The organism is Aetokthonos hydrillicola CCALA 1050 (genome assembly GCF_017591665.1).
GTDB lineage: Bacteria > Cyanobacteriota > Cyanobacteriia > Cyanobacteriales > Nostocaceae > Aetokthonos > Aetokthonos hydrillicola.
The window spans coordinates 1-19,468 of record NZ_JAAKGC010000034.1; the positions used below are offsets into that span (position 1 = coordinate 1).

The 19,468-nt window shown below is 44.4% G+C and carries 16 protein-coding genes; 11 read left to right on the forward strand and 5 right to left on the reverse strand.

What is annotated here, in order from left to right:
* The 3 genes from G4P69_RS18150 to G4P69_RS40255 all read right to left on the reverse strand — a co-directional run.
* The coding region (locus G4P69_RS18150) for an amidohydrolase family protein (RefSeq protein WP_208350800.1) at nt 1-399 on the reverse strand (399 nt) is incomplete at its 3' end.
* The gene (locus tag G4P69_RS18155; protein ID WP_208350801.1) at nt 396-1,319 is read right to left on the reverse strand and encodes a dihydrodipicolinate synthase family protein; all 924 of its coding nucleotides are present in this window, start codon (nt 1,317-1,319) and stop codon (nt 396-398) included. The genes G4P69_RS18150 and G4P69_RS18155, both read right to left, overlap by 4 nt.
* Nucleotides 1,316-2,311 (reverse strand): alanine racemase, encoded by a 996-nt coding sequence (locus tag G4P69_RS40255; RefSeq protein ID WP_313890549.1) that lies wholly within the window; start codon nt 2,309-2,311, stop codon nt 1,316-1,318. Before G4P69_RS40255 ends, G4P69_RS18155 begins: the two co-directional genes overlap by 4 nt.
* 168 nt (nt 2,312-2,479) lie before the next feature.
* Between G4P69_RS40255 and G4P69_RS18165 the strand changes: the two genes are divergently transcribed.
* On the forward strand, nt 2,480-2,752 hold the full coding sequence (locus G4P69_RS18165; protein WP_208340325.1) for a type II toxin-antitoxin system RelE family toxin: 273 nt from the start codon (nt 2,480-2,482) through the stop codon (nt 2,750-2,752).
* Between the two features lie 212 nt (nt 2,753-2,964).
* Nucleotides 2,965-3,144 (forward strand): hypothetical protein, encoded by a 180-nt coding sequence (locus G4P69_RS18170; protein ID WP_208340326.1) that lies wholly within the window; start codon nt 2,965-2,967, stop codon nt 3,142-3,144.
* 138 nt (nt 3,145-3,282) lie between these two features.
* Here G4P69_RS18170 and gltB read toward each other — a convergent pair whose 3' ends face one another.
* Complete coding sequence (gltB, locus tag G4P69_RS18175) at nt 3,283-7,974, reverse strand: glutamate synthase large subunit (RefSeq protein WP_208340327.1); 4,692 nt, start codon at nt 7,972-7,974, stop codon at nt 3,283-3,285.
* A gap of 651 nt (nt 7,975-8,625) precedes the next feature.
* Between gltB and G4P69_RS18180 the strand changes: the two genes are divergently transcribed.
* The 9 genes from G4P69_RS18180 (at nt 8,626) to G4P69_RS18220 (ending at nt 18,372) form a co-directional block, all read left to right on the forward strand.
* On the forward strand, nt 8,626-10,566 hold the full coding sequence (locus G4P69_RS18180) for a phosphodiester glycosidase family protein (RefSeq protein WP_208340329.1): 1,941 nt from the start codon (nt 8,626-8,628) through the stop codon (nt 10,564-10,566).
* 401 nt (nt 10,567-10,967) lie between these two features.
* Nucleotides 10,968-11,414 (forward strand): phosphomannose isomerase type II C-terminal cupin domain, encoded by a 447-nt coding sequence (locus G4P69_RS18185; RefSeq protein WP_208340330.1) that lies wholly within the window; start codon nt 10,968-10,970, stop codon nt 11,412-11,414.
* A gap of 170 nt (nt 11,415-11,584) precedes the next feature.
* Nucleotides 11,585-11,908, forward strand: coding sequence for a HesB/IscA family protein (locus G4P69_RS18190; protein ID WP_208340331.1), 324 nt, complete (start codon nt 11,585-11,587; stop codon nt 11,906-11,908).
* 87 nt (nt 11,909-11,995) lie between these two features.
* Nucleotides 11,996-12,373 (forward strand): 30S ribosomal protein S12, encoded by a 378-nt coding sequence (gene rpsL, locus G4P69_RS18195; protein ID WP_208340332.1) that lies wholly within the window; start codon nt 11,996-11,998, stop codon nt 12,371-12,373.
* Nucleotides 12,374-13,104: 731 nt separating this feature from the next.
* The gene (gene rpsG / locus G4P69_RS18200) at nt 13,105-13,575 is read left to right on the forward strand and encodes a 30S ribosomal protein S7 (RefSeq protein ID WP_208340333.1); all 471 of its coding nucleotides are present in this window, start codon (nt 13,105-13,107) and stop codon (nt 13,573-13,575) included.
* A 148-nt stretch (nt 13,576-13,723) separates the two neighbouring features.
* Nucleotides 13,724-15,802 (forward strand): elongation factor G, encoded by a 2,079-nt coding sequence (gene fusA / locus G4P69_RS18205; RefSeq protein ID WP_208340334.1) that lies wholly within the window; start codon nt 13,724-13,726, stop codon nt 15,800-15,802.
* Between the two features lie 22 nt (nt 15,803-15,824).
* On the forward strand, nt 15,825-17,054 hold the full coding sequence (tuf, locus tag G4P69_RS18210) for an elongation factor Tu (RefSeq protein ID WP_208340335.1): 1,230 nt from the start codon (nt 15,825-15,827) through the stop codon (nt 17,052-17,054).
* 145 nt (nt 17,055-17,199) lie between these two features.
* Nucleotides 17,200-17,517 (forward strand): 30S ribosomal protein S10, encoded by a 318-nt coding sequence (gene rpsJ / locus G4P69_RS18215; RefSeq protein ID WP_008232935.1) that lies wholly within the window; start codon nt 17,200-17,202, stop codon nt 17,515-17,517.
* Nucleotides 17,518-17,730: 213 nt separating this feature from the next.
* A complete protein-coding gene (locus G4P69_RS18220) occupies nt 17,731-18,372 on the forward strand; it encodes an LON peptidase substrate-binding domain-containing protein (protein WP_208340336.1) in 642 nt (213 codons plus the stop codon).
* A 92-nt stretch (nt 18,373-18,464) separates the two neighbouring features.
* On the opposite strand, the gene pheA is transcribed toward G4P69_RS18220, so the two are convergent.
* Nucleotides 18,465-19,334 (reverse strand): prephenate dehydratase, encoded by an 870-nt coding sequence (gene pheA, locus G4P69_RS18225; RefSeq protein WP_208340337.1) that lies wholly within the window; start codon nt 19,332-19,334, stop codon nt 18,465-18,467.
* Between the last annotated feature and the right edge of the window lie 134 nt (nt 19,335-19,468).

The window sequence follows — 19,468 nt, forward strand, 5'->3', positions numbered from 1 at the left end:
ATACGACCACATCGGATCCAGTAAGGGATCGTCTGGACGAAACCCCGCATACATCGGCAGCAGCTTGATGCCTTTCATGCCAAGCTCCTGATGCCCGCGTCGCATTTCTTTTTCCCAGCCTGGCTGAGTCGGATCGAGGCACAGAAAACCAATCATCGTATCGGAATGAGCGGTGACATAATCAGCCACGTATTGATCATCGACCCACTGTCCGCTGAGTTGTGCTTTCCCGCCGAAGACGATTGTCTTCGTGTCCGCAGGGCAGGTGGCACGGTAGTCTTCGTAGCGGACCGTCAGATCGACAATTTTTCCTGCTCGGGCGCGAGAGGCTTGCGCCAGAAAGTCTTCGCCAAAATGTTTGGGAAATTCCCACACGTGACTATGCACGTCGACGATCATTGTTGTTGCTCCACTACCTGGCCGAGAATTTCGAACAGTCGATCGACTTCCTGACGTGTTTCATCATCAAGGTGGAAGCCACGAGGGCCACGAACAATCGTGTTCTTAAAGATGCCTTGTTTGACAAGCAGATATTTTTCGATCGCAAGAAAGGCATCCAGTGAATGTTGCAGAGCGACCAGCGAAGAGATGGGCAAGGAAAGCTGATAAGCTCGATCAAAATCATCAGCCGATAAGGAATTCCACAATGCAACGATCCCCTGGATCAGGTCGGCGCCGGGCATCGTGCCAACGATCCCACGACGATAGGAGTCCAGGAGCGCAATTCCTCCGGTCCCTTCGAAAACTTTGGCTTTTCCTTGCGTTCCCTCACGGAGTTGAGAGAGTCGTGGACCAATCGGTGTCGCCTCAGGTTTGAACAGAACACGGTCCGGGCCGAATGCGTTCAGTAGGCTGGACTGAAATTCGATCGACATGGGACGTCCAACATAACCGCTGGCATCCTGGACGATGACAGGCAGAGGCGTTGCTTGAATAATCTGGTCAAAGTAGACCGAGAGCTCACTCTCAAGAGATGCGATCGATACGGGGGGAATCGCCATCAATGCTGTGGCGCCACATTCGTAGGCCTGTCTCGAGAGTTTCACAGCCGTGCGAGTACTCTCAGCTCCGACGCTGATCACAACGGCACCGCGGCTTTTCGCGAAGCGGCAGGCAATCTCTGCGAGCTGATGTCGTTCCGATTCACTCAGTCGGAGAACTTCTGACACCATCGCCATGACGATACCATCGCTGCCACATTCGAACAGCCAGTCGATTTCTCGCTCGAGTGTTTCCTCATCAATCGACTCGTCTTCATGAAACGGAGTCTGAAAGACCGGGAAAACGCCTTTCAGTAATTTCTTGTCGTTGCTGCTCATATCGTTTTACCTCGTGTATCAACGGGGATCGCTTCTAAACGCTGACCGGAATGCTGTAGCCACAAAGAGTCCGTGAGGTTCACACAGGGGCAGATGTGGTTGGGGATAATCGTGATTCGCTCCCCCAGCTTTGGCGACTCGCGGGACTCGCGTAGATCGAGTTCGCCGTGCTCTTCGCTGAGACGGGTCAGACGGAGATGGGGATATTCCAGACAGATCCCGTGACCGGATTCAGGCTGCGTCACATTGCGATCGCTTGTGAAGACTTTTGTCCCTGCATCGATGACGGCTTTCCCGGGGACCGATGTACTGACAACCGTGCAGACGATCGCAGCGGCACAGTCATCAGGCTGGCAGAAACCGGCACGCAGTGTATTGGCATCGTTGAAGAGATACGTTCCGGGGCGAATTTCTGTCTGGACAGGCACAAGGTGCGAGTGATACGCCGTCGGCGTGGAACCTCCGGAAACGATCGGCAGGGCGATTCCGGAACGACGACACAGATCTATAGTCTCTTGCAGCAGTGAATTGATCTGCTTGAGATTAGCGATCTGTTGGGCGCCAGTGCTCCAGACATGACCCGGATAGAAGAAAAGACCGTCAAGACGAAGGTGAGGGCTCCAACTCGTCACCTGACTGGCAAGTTCAAAGGCCGCGTGAGGAGTTTGCATGCCGGTTCGATGAAACCCAACATCCTGATCCACGAGAATGCCGATGCACGAGCCAGCCTGTCTCGCTGCTGACTCATAAAGGTCGAGTCCGTACTTGGAATCGATCGCGATCCTGACTGTTCTGCTGCGAGCCAGTTCCGCAAGTTGGGTTGCGCGATAGGGATCAATAGCAGGATAGGCGACAAGGATGTCCTCATCGACATCACCCATCACGATGGCTTCCCCGACCTTGGCGACCGTCAAGCCGCGAGCGCCGAGCTTCTTTTGCAGTCCAGCAAAGAAACGCGACTTATGCGTCTTCGTGTGCGGACGAATGCTGATATTTTCCTACCTTAGTTTATCTCGGATAAAATCCTAGAAATTGCACTCTAATATCTTTGCTCTAGCGTCCTGAGTTGACGAACAATGGGATCGATTAGCTGATATGGTTCGGCAAGAAATTGTGAACGGTGATACGGTTCCATTAGACGAAGTTTTTCCGGTCAAGCAATGAAATCGAGTGTTACCAAAGCATTTCGTAAACAGCTTAACCAACTTCCTGCAACGGTGCAAGAGCAGGCTGAAAAAGCCTACGACCTCTGGCGTGAAGATCCGTATCACAGCAGTTTACAATTTAAGCGAGTAAGTCAACGCCAGCCAATTTATTCTGCTCGTGTCAGTCTAAATTATCGAGTTTTGGGGTTTCTAGAGTCAGATTGTTACATTTATTGGTTCTGGATTGGGACGCACGATGAGTACGATGAGTTGATCAAAAGACTGTAAAAGAATAAAAAATAGAGATGCGATCATTATTAAAAACCCTAGAAGTGCTATTACAGGAACAGCTCTGGTATGGCAGGGAATCAAAGGAGACATAATCTCTGTGCCTAACAGTTTTAGTTCTATAGGACTCCTATTTGATTTTATAACTCGATTGAAAATGGGAAAAACGGGAGTTAAAATATCTAGTATACCGGAATTAATAATCAACAATAATGCCTAGAACCAAGTTCCAGCCAGATAATGAAGTCGCATACGACAAAGTCCCAGTTCAATTTAAGGTTTTGCCTGGGGTAAGAGAAAAACTTAAAACAGTTCCGAACTGGCAAAAACTGCTTAGAGCTTATGTCGACCAGTTAATATCCGAAAACCCTAGTCTAAACGATGAGTCATAACTTTGGGACATTTATTTTGTAGAGCGAGCATCTTGCTCGCTTAATTCATTCAGATATATCCAGAAATAATGTAAGGGCGTTTCCCTTTAGGGGTTCCCGCAGGGTAAGCCGTAGGCTACGCCCCTACATTCAATGTGTTTAACCAACGAGCTGTTTTTCCTGTACAACTTCGCCGTTAGCTTCTACGCTATCAGCTTCAGAAGGTGGAACTACCTGCCAGAATTTTGGTAAAAATTCTTGCCAGTTATCCAAGATGAGTTCTGCTTTTGGTGAATTTGTGCGTTCTACATGCGCTTGAATTAACTCTCGCAGTTGCCTTTCACCAGCTTTTGTGATGACTCGCTGTATCTTCACAATTTCCTTGTTTACTAATTCAGGGAAGCCACCGTCTTCATCTAAGAAATAGGCAAGCCCGCCAGTCATCCCGGCTGCTACGTTGCGTCCTACTTTTCCGAGAACAACAATCACGCCACCAGTCATATACTCGCAGCAGTGATCTCCTGCTCCCTCAATTACCGCTGTCCCTTTGGAGTTACGTACAGCAAAACGTTCTCCAGCTAAGCCGCTAGCAAACAAGACTCCACCAGTTGCACCGTAGAGACAAGTATTGCCAACTATCACGTTTTCTGAAGGTTCATAGGTAGCGTTAACAGGAGGCTTAATAATGATCTCCCCTCCGTTCATCCCTTTACCTACATAGTCGTTTGCTTCCCCTTCCAAAGTCAGAATCATTCCGGGAATATTGAATGCACCAAAACTTTGCCCAACACTACCTTTGAAGTTCAGGTTAATTTGTCCTTCAAAGCCATTGTCACCATACACAGAAGCGATCGCACCAGCTAACCTTGCACCCACTGTTCTATCAGTGTTGACAAGATTCAAACTCTTAGTAGCACTAGATTGCTGGCGAATTGCAGCTTGAATATCTGGATCAGCAAGCAATTGATCATCTAAAACAAAGCCGTTGCTGTGTACTTCTTCATGATTTAACCAGCTTCGGTTTTTGGTAGCATCTGGTAGTTGAACTAAACAATCAAGGTTTAGCCCTTGTACTTTAGTTAGATGAACATTTTCGCGCACTTTTAACAAATCCGCCCGTCCTACGATTTCTGATAAGGAACGGTAGCCGAGTTTTGCTAAAAGACTGCGTACTTCCTCAGCAATAAAATAGAAGAAGTTGACAACGTGTTCTGGCATACCAGTAAAGCGCTTCCGCAAATCTTCCCTCTGAGAAGCAACACCCACTGGACAGTTATTAGTGTGGCAAATCCGTGCCATGATACAACCTTCGGCAATCATTGCAATAGAACCAAAGCCGAATTCTTCTGCACCCATCAACGCGCCCATTACCACATCCCAGCCGCTCTTCAATCCACCATCTACACGTAGAATGACGCGATCGCGCAAGCTATTTTCCATCAACACACGATGGACTTCTGTTAAACCAAGTTCCCAAGGTGAACCAGCATGTTTAATCGACGATAGGGGTGAAGCTCCTGTACCGCCATCATGACCAGAGATCTGAATGATATCAGCATTTGCCTTTGCTACACCAGCAGCAATTGTCCCGATCCCGATTTCTGCTACCAGCTTCACCGACACCTGCGCTTTCGGACTAATTTGGTGCAAGTCAAAGATTAGCTGTGCTAAATCTTCAATAGAGTAAATATCGTGGTGCGGTGGTGGTGATATCAAGGTCACTCCTGGTTTAGAGCGCCGCAACATAGCAATGTATGGACTAACCTTTTTACCTGGTAGCTGTCCACCTTCACCTGGTTTTGCACCTTGGGCAATTTTGATTTCTATTTGTTTAGCACTAACTAAGTACTCTGGTGTAACGCCAAAGCGTCCCGATGCAACTTGCTTGATGGCGCTAGAAGCCTGATCTCCGTTTTTCAATCCTTTTAAGTGCGGTAAAGTCGGTGAGTGACCAGACTCATCTACATCATCTAAGATTGTGAAACGTATTGGATCTTCGCCACCCTCGCCGGAGTTAGACTTACCACCAATCCGATTCATTGCGATCGCCAGAGTTTCATGAGCTTCCCGTGACAATGCTCCCAAAGACATTCCTCCAGTACAGAAGCGCTTGACAATATCACTCACGGACTCTACTTCTTCAATAGGAATAGAAGTGCGATCGCCTGCAAGATCCAGCAAGTCACGTAACGCTGTTACGGGTCTGTCTTGTAAGTATTTCTTGTAAACTTCGTAATGATCGTATTTCTTACCATCCAAAGCTTTATGCAAAGCTTTTACCATCTCTGGGCTATTCATGTGATACTCACCACCAGGACGGTACTGAACAAAGCCGTAATTTTCTAGTTTCTTTGTGGTAAGTTCTGGGAAAGCTTTGCTATGGAAAGAAAGCACCTCACCAGCTAGTTCTTCCACACTTAAACCTCCCACACGGGAGATTGTGCCAGAAAATCCCAGATCTAACAAATCCCGACCAATTCCAATAGCTTCAAAGATCTGCGCACCTTGGTAACTAGAGAGCAGAGAAATTCCCATTTTAGAGAGAATCTTTAACAAACCTGCTTCTACTGCTTTACGGTAGTTTTTCACAGCCTGCTCTAAACTAATAGCAGGAATTTTAGTCCCAATCTCCATTAATTTCTGAGTTTTGGGATCAGACCACCAGTCGCGCACAGTTTCCAAAGCCATGTAGGGGCAAACAGCAGTAGCACCGTAGCCAATCAGACAAGCAAAGTGGTGAGTACTCCAGCATTGTGCAGTATCGACAACTAAAGATGCTTTGGTTCGCAATCCCTGACGAATTAAGTGATGGTGAACTGCACCTACTGCTAACAGAGGAGGTATATAGCTGTATTCAGTACCGATTCCAGTTGAAACAGAAGCTTCTCCAACAAGAGGGCGGTCACTCAAGATTAAAATCTTAGCTCCAGCGCGCACCGATTCAGCTGCTTGAGATTGCAAAGTTTCTACAGCGGCTTTCAAACCTTTTGGCCCGTGAGAAATGTCAAACAATGTTGACAAATCAGCCGTTGCAAATCCTGACTGCTTGATCTTCAATAAATCTGCACTGCTGAGTACAGGTGATTCTAGTTTTAGCCTACGAGCGTACTCTGGCTTCGGCTGTAATAAGTTCCCTCGCTCACCTAATTCTACTTTTAACGACATCACCAAGCTTTCTCTTAGGGGATCAATTGGTGGGTTCGTTACCTGAGCAAAGCGTTGTTTGAAATAGTCATAGAGCAGGTGAGGTTTTTCTGACAACACTGCTAAAGGAATATCATCCCCCATACAGAAAGTTGACTCTTTGCCTTCTATAGCCATTGGCTGAATGACCATTTCCACATCTTCTGTGGTGTATCCAAAGGCTATTTGGTGGCGAAGCAGTGTTTGTCTATCAATCTGTTGATAAACAGTGTGATGCCCGTTACTTTCACCAGTTGTCCCTAAAGACTGATCATTTACTAATTCTCGGCGGTACTGTTTTAACCATTCTCCATATGGATTGCTTTGGGCAATGCGCTGCTTGATCTCCCAATTTTTGAGTACTTCATTGGTTTCTAAATCTACAGCGATCATTTGGCCTGGTCCAAGCCTACCTTTCTCAATAATATTAGCTTCGGGAAAGTCAACTACACCTGCTTCTGATGCCACCACAATGTAGTCGTCATTAGTAATGACGTATCGTGCTGGACGTAGACCATTGCGGTCTAAAGTAGCACCAACTTTGCGCCCGTCGCTAAACACTAAAAGTGCTGGACCATCCCACGCTTCTTGCTGACCACTATAGTATTCGTAGAAATCAATGATTTCTGGGTAATCTCGTAAAGAAGGTTGATTCTGGTAAGCCTCTGGAACCATAATCATTAACGCTTCCAATGGGCTACGTCCAGAATGTACTAGTAATTCTAGTACGTTATCAAGGTTGGCTGAGTCACTGTTACCAATGTAGACAAATGGCTTGAGTTCATCTAAGCGAGGTTTCCCTTGGGAATCGTTCCACACTGGATGATCCAAAGAAGCTTCTCGTGCCATCATCCAGTTGATGTTACCTAATAAAGTATTAATTTCACCGTTGTGACCCAAAAGCCGCATTGGTTGAGCCAACTGCCACTTAGGCATTGTGTTGGTGCTAAACCGACGGTGATATACAGCAAAGGCGCTTGTGTAAGCCGGATTTTTTAAATCGAGATAAAACTCTCCTAAAACTGCTGAACGCACCATGCCTTTATAGACAATTGTGCGGCTTGAAAGAGAACAGATGTAAAATTCCTCTGACCAGCTACAATTTAAGCTGAGGATAGCTTTAAAAATTCGGCGACGTATAATATAAAGTTGCCTTTCTAGCTCATCGCCGCTTTTGTCTTTTGATGCTACAAAAACTTGTGAGATCTGGGGTTGATGCTCTCTTGCTTGCACACCCAGTAGATGAGGCTGTACTGGAACTACTCGCCAGCCCAATACAGTTAAATTTTCATCTTCTACCACTTGTTCAACTGTTGCTTTAGCTATTTGCGCAGCTTCTTGGTCTCGTGGTAAAAAGAGCATTCCCACTGCAATATTACTATTGGATGAAAGTTCTATACCTTGTAGAGAACACTCTTGTTGAAACAAATTCCAAGGAATTGCAGTCAGTATTCCCGCACCATCACCTGAGTCTTGATCTGCACTACAACCACCTCGGTGTTCTAAGCAGGTTAAAGCTGCTAAAGCTTTTGCGATAACTTCGTAATTTGCTTGATTTTGGCGATGCGCAATAAAACCAACTCCACAAGCGTCTCGTTCCTCAACCAACCATTTTTGACCCTGATATATATTGTTTGTTTGTTGCTGATGCATCCTTGTGTCATTCATAGCTATCCCTGAAGTCCTGAGTTATAAATCTTGTCACTGCTCGTGAGAAACATTTTCTAAATTTAGAGAAAAAAAATTTTAACGTCGGGGTTTGTTTTTCTTCCACCCGTGTTAAAATCATTGCGGTGTCTTTATGTATTTATGCTGCTTTAAGTAAACTTTCCTACGTAAATTCTGAACTTGTGTATTTTCCCAATTCCCTCTGACCTTATAAAGATGTTTACTGGCTAAAGTCCCTCTGGGTTTAGCTGGAATGAAACTCCCTCATAATGCTGCCCCGGCTGTTGTTGCCAAAAATCCCCCTGATTCAGCTACAAAATCAGCGTATTACACTATATGCCCATTTGACAATTCCTATGGTTTTTCTGGTTCTATTGGTCGTTACTGGATGTTGCAGGAATGCAAAAGCACTTAAGTAGCAAGCAGTAAGGACGGGAAATGTGAATCTCAATTATATGATCTTAAGTACAATTTCATTCAGTTTTGCATTGGTGTTAGTTAACACGCTCAATTCTTTTCAAATATAAGAAGCCCATATATCTATTATTATCACGTTCTTGCTCGTAAATCAAAGTCATGGTTTCCGAACATTTTTAGAGATTGAATAAGCTTATGTCTAGAAAAATGGTTTCGCAGAATACCTAGCCAATCATGGTAAAAATACGTAATTACTGGCAAGAGCAATATCTGACCAGTATCAAAAATCAAATTAATAGCTCTTTGCTCAAGTTTCTCGTACTGCCAATACTTCCAACATTACTATATTTAACAGCTATCTGTACTGCTAGGGCTGGGGAGGTTGTTTCTTTAACAGCTTCGCAAAGTTCCGAGAAAGAAATATCTTATGGTGATCAAATTTCTCTCAATGGTCGTATATTACCTGGGGCTTGGTTGCAGAACCGTAGCACAGGGGGTTTCAACACTCAAATTAGCGATGCTGCTGCTAGGCAATTAATTGGGGTGGTTTTATTAAACAGCGCTAATCCTCTCAAGCAACCAATACAATGGTTTTCGTCACTGACAAAGCCTGTGGTTTTAACCAGCTTGTTTGTAGGTGGATATCGCTACTTGGATATTACGGATTTTGCGAAAACAGCAGGATGGCAGTTGCAAGTTAATGGCAATACGTTGATGATTTCTAGTGCGATCGCAAAATTAACCGATATTCGTCAAGCTAAGCAAAATATAGGCGATGCCAATGGCAACCCGCCCTCTGAGCGTCTACGCATCGTTCTAGATTTAGATAAACCAGCTTTGTGGCGTCTAACAAAAGAGTCACCCGTAAAAGTAAGCGACTTGCCCGATTCCTCGAATACAGAGTGGACAATTGCCGTAGATGGAGTAGCTGATCCAACTTTAATAGGACGTGTAGCGGAGAAATCGTCTTTAGGTAAACAAGTCATTAAACAGCTAGAGGTGATTCAAAACCAAACAATCATTCATCTGAGTGTTCCGTTAGGTTTGTCTCCTCAAGTCAGCACTTTACCCAACCCCAATCGTCTCATTATCGATATTGCACCAGAGACGATGGTGCAACGAGATATAACTTGGGCACCAGGATTACGCTGGCGAGAGCAGCTGGTGAGTTTAGGTGAGCAACGCTTCCCCGTGGTTTGGTTGGAGGCGAATCCTCGTAGTTTTGGAATAAAATTAAAACCGATATGGGCTAATCCTAATACCCTTGTTGGTACTGCTCCTTTGATCAAAACTGCACAAAGTCAGTTAGCAGTAGCAGCAATTAATGGAGGTTTTTTTAACCGGAATAACCAATTACCTTTGGGTGCAATTCGTCGAGACAACCAATGGGTATCAAGTCCAATTCTTAACCGGGGGGCGATCGCGTGGAATGATGCTGGACAATTTTACATCAATCGTCTCACCCTTCTAGAAACTTTAATCGCGGCACCAAATGGAAATAGCCAACAAGTGCAGTTACCGATTTCTACTCTCAACAGTGGCTACATTCAAAATGGTATTGCCCGTTATACTCCTTCCTGGGGGCTAACTTATACTCCTCTAAGCGACAACGAAACTATTATCGTTATTCAAGATAACCAAGTCATTAGCCAATTACCAAACGTAAGATCAGGTTCAACCGCGATTCCCATTCCCCAGAATGGCTACTTATTGACCTTACGTGGTAGCGTTGTGACTAATGCTTCAACTCTACCTATAGGTTCTTCCGTCAAGATTATCAGTTCTACCAGTCCCTCTAATTTTAGTAGTTATCCTCATATAGTAGGAGCTGGACCACTATTATTAAAAAATGGCCAAATAGTGCTTGATGCTAAAGCTGAACAATTTAGTAATGCTTTTAGTTTACAAAAAGCAGTTCGTAGCGCCATATGCACCACTGCAACAGGAAGTGTAGTAATCGCCGCTGTACATAATCAAAATGGCAGAGTTGGCCCAACTTTAGCGCAACACGCCCAACTTATGAAGTTTCTGGGATGTGTCGATGCCTTAAATTTGGATGGGGGTAGTTCTACCAGTCTTTATTTAGGAGGTCAACTACTTGACCGTTCACCTAATACTGCTGCCCGTGTTCATAACGGAATTGGTATTTTTCTAGAACCGAGGGATGGGGGTTAGGGAGCAGGGGAAGCAGGAATTAGTCAAACATCCAATGCCCCATGCCCAATCTGGCAGGTTATTACTCATCAACTTTAAAGTTAATATAAGCCCTAAGAGAGTTTAATGAAGAATTTGTATAGACATATTATTTTTGGCAGTTATTGATTACACCCAAGCTTTTAATTCTGCTATCTTGGGCAAAGGTGGCGTAAATTACCTAAGAACTACAGGATAAATATATTACCGATTTTCATATATCAAAGCCTTAGATATCATAGGTTTTACCGAGTGAAATGGTACCTTTTTTACGGGTAGTTCCTAATTCTCACGGTTGCCACTTCGCGCCATATTTTTCATCAATTGTTTAGAGTACTGGGCGTTTCTCATCTACGAAAAACGTGTCAAAAACCGAGGTAACTATGGCTCAATTTCAAGAAGCAACACAAGTTAATACACTGCCTCTACCCCCATCCGTTACGCCCAAAGGCGTCGCAGCAACTGAACTACGTCCTTGGGGTTCTTTTACGATCTTAGAAGAAGGGCGCGGCTATAAAATCAAGCGCATTGAAGTTAAGCCCGGACACCGTCTCAGCCTACAAATGCATCACCATCGCAGTGAACACTGGATCGTGGTTTCTGGGACAGCTAGAGTCGTTTGTGGCGAAGCAGAAGTGCTGCTAAGCAATAATCAGTCAACTTATGTACCTCAATGTACACCTCACCGTCTTGAGAATCCTGGTGTAATTCCCTTGGTGTTGATCGAAGTCCAAAATGGGGAATACCTTGGAGAAGACGACATTATCCGTTATCAGGATGACTACGCCCGTACCGAAGATTCAAAGCAAAAATTGAGCGCTGTTGTATAGCAATATAACATCACAAAAAACAGGACTCATTGGTCACAAGTACCTGAGTTCTGTTTTTTTATGTTTAGTGTTAAGATCTATAGAAGGAAGACTCTGGAATAAGCTTGTCAAAAAGCACGGGATAGTTAAATATCCTGACATACCAAAGATAAACTTAACAAATATTCTCAATGATTCACCTGAGCACAGCAGCCGTTAGTGAGATAGAGCGAGTTATGTCAAAGCAGCAGCAAAAGCCGTTGTTTCGATTAGCGGTTAAACCTGGAGGCTGTTCTGGGCTGTTTTATGATATGGCTTTTGAATCAGTGGTAAACGATAATGATATCGTGCTTAACTCCCATGGAATTCAAGTAGTAATAGATACTCAGAGTTTCCAGCGCATCGAAGGCTTGCATTTGGATTATTCAGAAGATCTCATGGGTGGAGCTTTTCGTTTCCACAACCCGCAGGCAAGTACAACCTGTGGTTGTGGCAACTCCTTTTCGATAAATTAATAATAATTGACAGAAAAATATATAAACTGGTATAATGGTGATTTGTTAAAACTTAAATTCATACAACAGCTTCACGCGCTGTAACTCATGCCAACCATACAGCAGCTTATACGTAGTGAACGCGAACAAGCGCGTCAAAAAACCAAGTCCCCAGCTCTAAAACAATGCCCACAACGTCGGGGTGTTTGTACTAGAGTTTACACAACCACTCCAAAAAAGCCTAACTCAGCTTTACGCAAAGTCGCAAGGGTGAGACTAACTTCCGGATTTGAAGTCACCGCTTACATTCCCGGAATTGGTCACAACCTGCAAGAGCACTCGGTTGTAATGATTCGTGGTGGTCGGGTTAAGGACTTACCAGGCGTGAGATACCACATTATTCGTGGCACGTTAGATACAGCCGGAGTTAAAGACCGTAAACAAGGTCGTTCCAAGTATGGAACCAAGCGTCCGAAGAAGGCTTAGAGCAAGCTTACGAAAGAACGGAGCGGGGAGCAGAGGAGCCAGCACCGTGCTTTGGTTTCCAAAGTTAAGGCGACTGGTGTAAGTAGGGGAAGGGGTTCCTCATACCTCTAACCAAAAATCCTTTGCTCCTCTGTGCTGTGTTTACTTTAACGCTGAAGCCCCATCGAAATCAGAAGCCTATAGTTAGGCTACAATCGGTTAACCCTGGGTAGTTCAAACCTTGAATTTAGATTTAGATTTTGCTCTACAGTGGAAACTAAAGGCTTAAGCCAATAGATGAGAGCTAAAATTGCTTGGTCAAAAGCCAAGGCTCATTTGAGGAGAGATCCCAGAAGCGGAGAGTGAGAGACGAGGGAAACCTCACAACTTAAATCAGGGGAATCAACGGAGCAAAAATTTTTTTGCTTTTACCGATTAAGTTCGTTTGCTTTAAACCGTTGGCAAAGAGGTTAGTCGCCTTAAATGAGGAAAACAGGACATAGAACGGCTCGCCGTGTCTGCTTTTTTTCCAGTCTCCACCCCTGTAACTGTAGAAAATAAAAAATGCTGTAAGAGACAACAGCATTTAAACCTAGAGAGAAAGGTATATAATGTGTTGTCGCCTTGTTTGTCTATCTTTTATTGAAGGCAACAAGAAAAAAGGTCAGCGGTGCTGCAAAAGCAGTTAGTTAAAGTTGCCCAATATCATATAGCATATAGTCTCATTGTCAAAACCAAACTAAGGGTTAAGTATGTCTCGTCGTGGTGTTATTCAAAGACGCCCAGTTCCGTCTGACTCAGTGTATAACAGTCGTCTTGTTAGCATGATGATCCGACGGATAATGCGTCATGGCAAAAAATCACTTGCTGCACGAATTGTTTATAATGCGTTGAAAACGATTGAAGAACGCACTGGTGGCGATGCGTTGGAAACCTTTGAAAGAGCAGTACGTAATGCAACGCCTTTGGTAGAAGTAAAAGCTCGCCGAGTTGGTGGGGCTACTTACCAAGTACCAATGGAAGTTCGATCCGAACGTGGTACTACTCTGGCACTACGTTGGTTAGTACAATATTCCAGACAACGTCCTGGTCGGTCAATGGCAAGTAAGCTCGCGAATGAACTGATGGATGCTGCCAACGAAACCGGGAGCGCAATTCGTAAACGCGAAGAAACCCACCGGATGGCGGAAGCGAATAAAGCTTTTGCACACTATCGCTACTAAATTTAAAGACGCGAGATATCGCGTCTTTACACCGCTGGCTGCGATATATTGCGTATTACCAAAAAAAGACGGTTTTCCGTAAAAGTATAACATCTTTAACAAAGTGTAATATACAAGATATCATGAACCAAAACTATAGGAGGTAACTGTGGCACGTACCAACCCGCTAGAGAGAGTACGCAATATCGGTATTGCGGCGCATATAGATGCGGGCAAAACAACAACAACAGAGAGAATATTGTTTTACTCTGGAATAATTCATAAAATTGGTGAAGTTCATGAAGGAACCGCCGTAACCGACTGGATGGATCAGGAGCGGGAACGGGGAATTACTATTACAGCTGCTGCTATTAGCACCAGCTGGAAAAATCATCAAATTAACATTATCGATACTCCAGGACACGTTGACTTTACAATTGAAGTAGAACGCTCCATGCGGGTGCTGGATGGTGTAATCACAGTTTTATGTTCTGTAGGCGGTGTGCAACCCCAGACAGAGACAGTCTGGCGTCAAGCAGACCGTTATAAAGTGCCTCGCATCATTTTTATTAATAAGATGGATCGCACAGGCGCTAACTTCTATAAAGTTCATGAACAAGCGCGCGATCGCCTAAGAGCTAACGCTATTGCCATTCAGTTACCTATTGGAAGTGAAACCGAATTCAAGGGTATTGTCGACTTGGTTAGGATGTGCGCATACATCTATACCAACGATCAAGGAACTGATATCCAAGAAACCAGTATTCCCGAAGATATGGCTTCTCAGGTTGAAGAACACCGCACAAAACTTATTGAGGCGGTATCGGAAACTGACGATGACCTGATGAACAAATACTTCGAGGGTGAAGAACTTACTGAAGAAGAAGTACGCACAGCCTTACGTAAAGGCACAATTGCAGGTACTATTGTACCATTGCTTTGTGGCTCAGCCTTCAAAAATAAAGGTGTACAGCTGCTATTAGACGCGGTGGTTGATTATCTACCAGCACCCATCGACGTACCACCTATCCAAGGTGCATTACCCAACGGAGAAACGGTTGAGCGTCGTGCAGACGACGAGGAACCAATGTCAGCTTTGGCATTCAAGATTATGGCTGACCCCTACGGTCGCCTAACCTTCGTCCGCGTTTATTCAGGGGTGCTGAAAAAGGGTAGCTATGTTTTCAACGCCACAAAGAACAAGAAAGAAAGAATTTCTCGTTTGGTGGTCTTGAAAGCAGATGAGCGCCAAGACGTTGAGGAACTAAGAGCAGGTGATTTAGGAGCCGCTTTGGGATTGAAAGACACCTTAACAGGTGATACCCTCAGTGATGAAAATTCACCAGTTATTCTAGAGTCCTTATTCATACCAGAACCTGTCATCTCAGTGGCGGTTGAACCCAAAACCAAGAACGACATGGATAAGCTCTCCAAAGCTTTACAATCTCTTTCGGAAGAAGATCCAACCTTCCGTGTTCATGTCGATCCAGAAACTAACCAAACTGTGATCGCAGGGATGGGAGAACTACACCTGGAAATTCTGGTTGACCGGATGTTACGAGAATTCAAAGTAGAAGCGAATGTTGGTGCGCCACAAGTAGCTTACCGCGAAACAATCCGTAAGCCGGTTAATAGAGTCGAAGGTAAATTCATTCGTCAGAGTGGTGGTAAAGGTCAATACGGTCACGTCGTAATTGACTTGGAGCCAGGAGAACCTGGTAGCGGTTTTGAATTTGTCTCCAAGATCGTTGGTGGTGCCGTACCTAAAGAATACGTCTCACCAGTTGAAGCAGGAATGAAAGAAACCTGCGAATCAGGTATTCTAGCTGGATACCCCCTCATTGATATCAAAGCAACGCTGGTAGATGGCTCTTACCACGAAGTAGACTCGTCGGAAATGGCTTTCAAAATAGCTGGCTCAATGGCAATCAAAGAGGCAGCAATGAAAGCTTCACCCATCCTGTTAGAGCCTATGATGAAAGTTGAGGTAGAAGTTCCCGAAAACTTCCTTGGGGATGTTATGGGCGACCTCAATTCCCGTCGCGGGCAAATTGAGGGAATGGGATCTGAGCAAGGTCTTGCCAAAGTAACTGCTAAAGTCCCACTAGCAGAAATGTTTGGTTATGCTACTGATATCCGGTCGAAGACCCAAGGTCGGGGCATTTTCTCTATGGAGTTTAGCCACTACGAAGAAGTGCCTCGCAACGTGGCTGAAGCAATCATCGCTAAAAGCAAAGGGAACGCTTAATTAGAAAAGGAAATCAGCATTCATGGCACGCGCAAAGTTTGAAAGGAAGAAACCCCACGTTAATATCGGTACTATTGGCCACGTTGACCACGGTAAAACCACATTAACGGCAGCAATTACCATGACCTTAGCAGCCCTCGGACAGGCTGTAGCTAAGGGCTACGATCAAATTGATAACGCCCCAGAAGAAAAGGCACGGGGTATCACCATCAACACAGCTCACGTTGAGTACGAAACCGAGCAACGTCACTATGCTCACGTAGACTGTCCAGGACACGCTGACTATGTGAAGAACATGATCACTGGTGCTGCTCAGATGGATGGTGCAATTCTAGTGGTTTCAGCCGCAGATGGTCCCATGCCCCAAACCCGCGAACACATCCTGCTAGCAAAACAGGTCGGCGTTCCCAACTTGGTCGTCTTCTTGAATAAGGAAGACATGGTGGATGACGAAGAACTATTGGAATTGGTTGAACTGGAAGTACGCGAATTACTTTCAAGCTACGATTTCCCTGGTGACGACATCCCAGTTGTGAAAGGCTCTGGTCTACAGGCATTGGAAAAAATGACTGCTAGCCCCAAAACCCCGCGCGGAGAAGATAAGTGGGTAGATAAAATCTACGAACTGATGGATGCTGTAGACGCTTACATCCCTACTCCTGAGCGCGATGTGGATAAGCCCTTCCTAATGGCAGTAGAAGACGTGTTCTCCATCACAGGTCGTGGTACAGTAGCGACTGGTCGGATTGAGCGCGGTAAGGTTAAAATCGGCGATAACGTAGAGTTAGTGGGTATTAAAAATACTCGTAGCACCACCGTAACCGGGATCGAGATGTTCAAGAAGAGCCTCGACGAAGGTATGGCAGGGGATAACGCCGGAATACTGTTGCGCGGTATACAAAAAGCAGATATTGAACGAGGCATGGTGATTGCTAAGCCAGGTTCGATTACTCCACATACTCAATTTGAAGGTGAGGTTTACGTATTGACCGAAAAAGAAGGTGGTCGTAAGACTCCATTTTTCTCGGGTTACCGTCCTCAATTCTATGTGCGGACAACCGATGTGACTGGCACTATTAAAGAGTTTACCTCTGATGATGGTGCAGCAGCAGAAATGGTGATGCCCGGAGACCGTATTAAGATGACCGTGGAACTGATTAACCCCATCGCGATTGAGCAAGGAATGCGTTTCGCTATTCGTGAAGGCGGTCGGACTATCGGCGCTGGTGTCGTCTCCAAAATCGTCAAATAGTACATTTTTCCCATAACAAAAATGGAGCAGAGATGGTAGAATACATCTCTGCTTTTTTGAGCCAAAAGTTATTGGTTAGTGATTAAGTAAAACAGCTAATAACGCCAACCTATCTAAAATTTCATCTGAACCAGGACAATTAAAAATGGCAACGCTACAGCAGCAAAAGATTAGAATCCGCTTACAGGCTTTTGACCGCCGCCTACTTGATACATCTTGTGAAAAGATAGTAGACACAGCGAACCGCACTAATGCGACAGCAATAGGACCTATTCCTTTACCAACAAAACGCCGAATATATTGTGTGCTGCGATCGCCTCACGTGGATAAAGATTCACGGGAACACTTTGAAACCCGTACTCATCGGCGAATTATTGACATTTACCAACCTTCTTCTAAAACCATTGATGCACTGATGAAATTAGATTTACCATCAGGTGTAGACATTGAAGTAAAACTCTAATTTTAGATGCTCCCCCGCTCTAAAACACGGGGGTTTCTAGTCTTTGTTACTTCTCTATGAGTATGACTTTTGACTTTTGACTTTTGACTTTTGACTTTTGACTTGGAGCAAAGCGACTGACCCTCCCAAATTATTTCTGATAGAATACTAGATAGAATGCGGGAAAAGTAGATAAGAAAAAATTTTAAAGGTTAAATTTATACTAAGGTAACAATGACATTCTCTTCTAGAATTGCAGTTCGTGAATTACCTCTGTTCCCGTTGCCAGAAGTAGTTCTGTTTCCCACGAGACCATTACCTCTACACATCTTTGAATATCGCTACCGGATCATGATGAACACTATTTTAGAGAGTGATCGTCGGTTCGGGGTTTTGATGGTAGATCCAGCAAAAAGCACTATTGCTAATGTTGGCTGCTGTGCGGAGATTGTTCATTATCAGCGGTTACAAGATGACCGCATGAAAATGTGGACTTTAGGACAGCAAAGGTTTCGTGTACTAGAATATATTCGTGAGAAACCCTACCGTGTAGGATTAGTTGAGTGGATTGAAGATCATCCGCCTACTAAAGATTTACGACCTTTGGCAAATGAAGTAGAACAACTTTTACGGGATGTTGTACGGCTATCAGCCAAGTTAACCGAACAAGAAATTGAACTACCAGACGATTTGCCCGATCTACCAGTAGAATTGTCTTATTGGGTAGCAAGCAACCTCTACGGCGTTGCTGCAGAACAACAAGCACTATTAGAAATGCAAGATACTCCTGCTCGTTTAAAACGAGAAGCGGAAATTTTGACTTCTACTCGTAATCACTTAGCAGCTCGTACTGTTCTCAAAGATACGTTTAATTAAGCAAAGCCAACGCTGCAAGCAGGAAACCTTGCCTTAGATAACAGGTTTCCCATACCTTGCGCGTCTGGGCTCTTGAACAACTAAAAATACTACTACTCACTAATTGCTAGAACGTTGTAGCTACCAAAAATTTTTAAGATTTCGGTGTAGATTGCTAGATCCGATAAAGCAGCTTGCATTTTAGTTTCAGAGGCGTCTGCTTCTACATCAATAAAAAATAGGTATTCACCAAGCGATCGCTTTGTTGGACGAGACTGAATCTTGCTAAGATTCACACCCAGGTGGGCAAATGATTGTAGCGGGTTTACCAAAGCGCCGGGAACATTAGCAGGAACACTAAATGCTAGTGAAGTATGACTGGTACTTAAAGAAGAATTCTTATACAAAGGTGATTGGTCGCGTTGACTCACTACCCAGAAACGAGTACAGTTTTCTGGATAGTCGCTAATACCAGTGGCCACTATAGGCAAATTATAGAGATGTGCTGCTCTTTTTGACGAAATAGCTGCCGCTGTCAGATCATCCTTTAATTTCAGTAAAGCTTCTGTTGTAGAGTTACTAGGAATTAATTCTACTGTTGGAAGAAATTGCCCTAACCATCCACTACATTGCGCTAAAGCCTGCGGGTGCGAGTAAACTGTTTTGATGGTGTCTAAACTTGCCGCACACGAGATTAATGTATGAATGATCGGCAACACCAAAGCTAGCTGAATTTGCAAATCATCCAGTTGCCACATTGTATCTAAGGTCATGGTCACGCTACCTTCAATAGAATTTTCCACTGGCACAACAGCGATCAGTGCTTCACCTTGAGCAACAGCTTGCAGTGTTTGGGCAATGCTAGGATATGGACATAAGATAGCTTCAGAGTCGGTACTTTTTTTAAGCAAATTTACATAAGAAATCGCTGCTTGTTCTGCATAAGTGCCGGTTGGTCCTAAATGCGCGATCGAAAGGGTCATACTTAGCCTATGAGTTGTTATTTGTATTTTCCGTGGCTAAAATTTATTACTTAACATCTTTTTAGCCCTCTAACTAATGATAGATAACCCTAAAATAATCTAATTTATAGGCTAGTATAAGCAAAATTTATTAA

Bases quoted from the DNA above. Each gene is read 5' to 3' on its own strand.
- rpsJ (WP_008232935.1), top strand. From the start codon at position 17,200: ATGGCAACGCTACAGCAGCAAAAGATTAGAATCCGCTTACAGGCTTTT.
- G4P69_RS18190 (WP_208340331.1), top strand. From the start codon at position 11,585: ATGATTCACCTGAGCACAGCAGCCGTTAGTGAGATAGAGCGAGTTATG.
- G4P69_RS18165 (WP_208340325.1), top strand. From the start codon at position 2,480: ATGAAATCGAGTGTTACCAAAGCATTTCGTAAACAGCTTAACCAACTT.
- rpsL (WP_208340332.1), top strand. From the start codon at position 11,996: ATGCCAACCATACAGCAGCTTATACGTAGTGAACGCGAACAAGCGCGT.
- G4P69_RS18155 (WP_208350801.1), bottom strand. From the start codon at position 1,319: ATGAGCAGCAACGACAAGAAATTACTGAAAGGCGTTTTCCCGGTCTTT.
- G4P69_RS18180 (WP_208340329.1), top strand. From the start codon at position 8,626: ATGGTAAAAATACGTAATTACTGGCAAGAGCAATATCTGACCAGTATC.
- G4P69_RS18170 (WP_208340326.1), top strand. From the start codon at position 2,965: ATGCCTAGAACCAAGTTCCAGCCAGATAATGAAGTCGCATACGACAAA.
- tuf (WP_208340335.1), top strand. From the start codon at position 15,825: ATGGCACGCGCAAAGTTTGAAAGGAAGAAACCCCACGTTAATATCGGT.
- G4P69_RS18185 (WP_208340330.1), top strand. From the start codon at position 10,968: ATGGCTCAATTTCAAGAAGCAACACAAGTTAATACACTGCCTCTACCC.
- rpsG (WP_208340333.1), top strand. From the start codon at position 13,105: ATGTCTCGTCGTGGTGTTATTCAAAGACGCCCAGTTCCGTCTGACTCA.
- G4P69_RS18220 (WP_208340336.1), top strand. From the start codon at position 17,731: ATGACATTCTCTTCTAGAATTGCAGTTCGTGAATTACCTCTGTTCCCG.
- pheA (WP_208340337.1), bottom strand. From the start codon at position 19,334: ATGACCCTTTCGATCGCGCATTTAGGACCAACCGGCACTTATGCAGAA.
- gltB (WP_208340327.1), bottom strand. From the start codon at position 7,974: ATGAATGACACAAGGATGCATCAGCAACAAACAAACAATATATATCAG.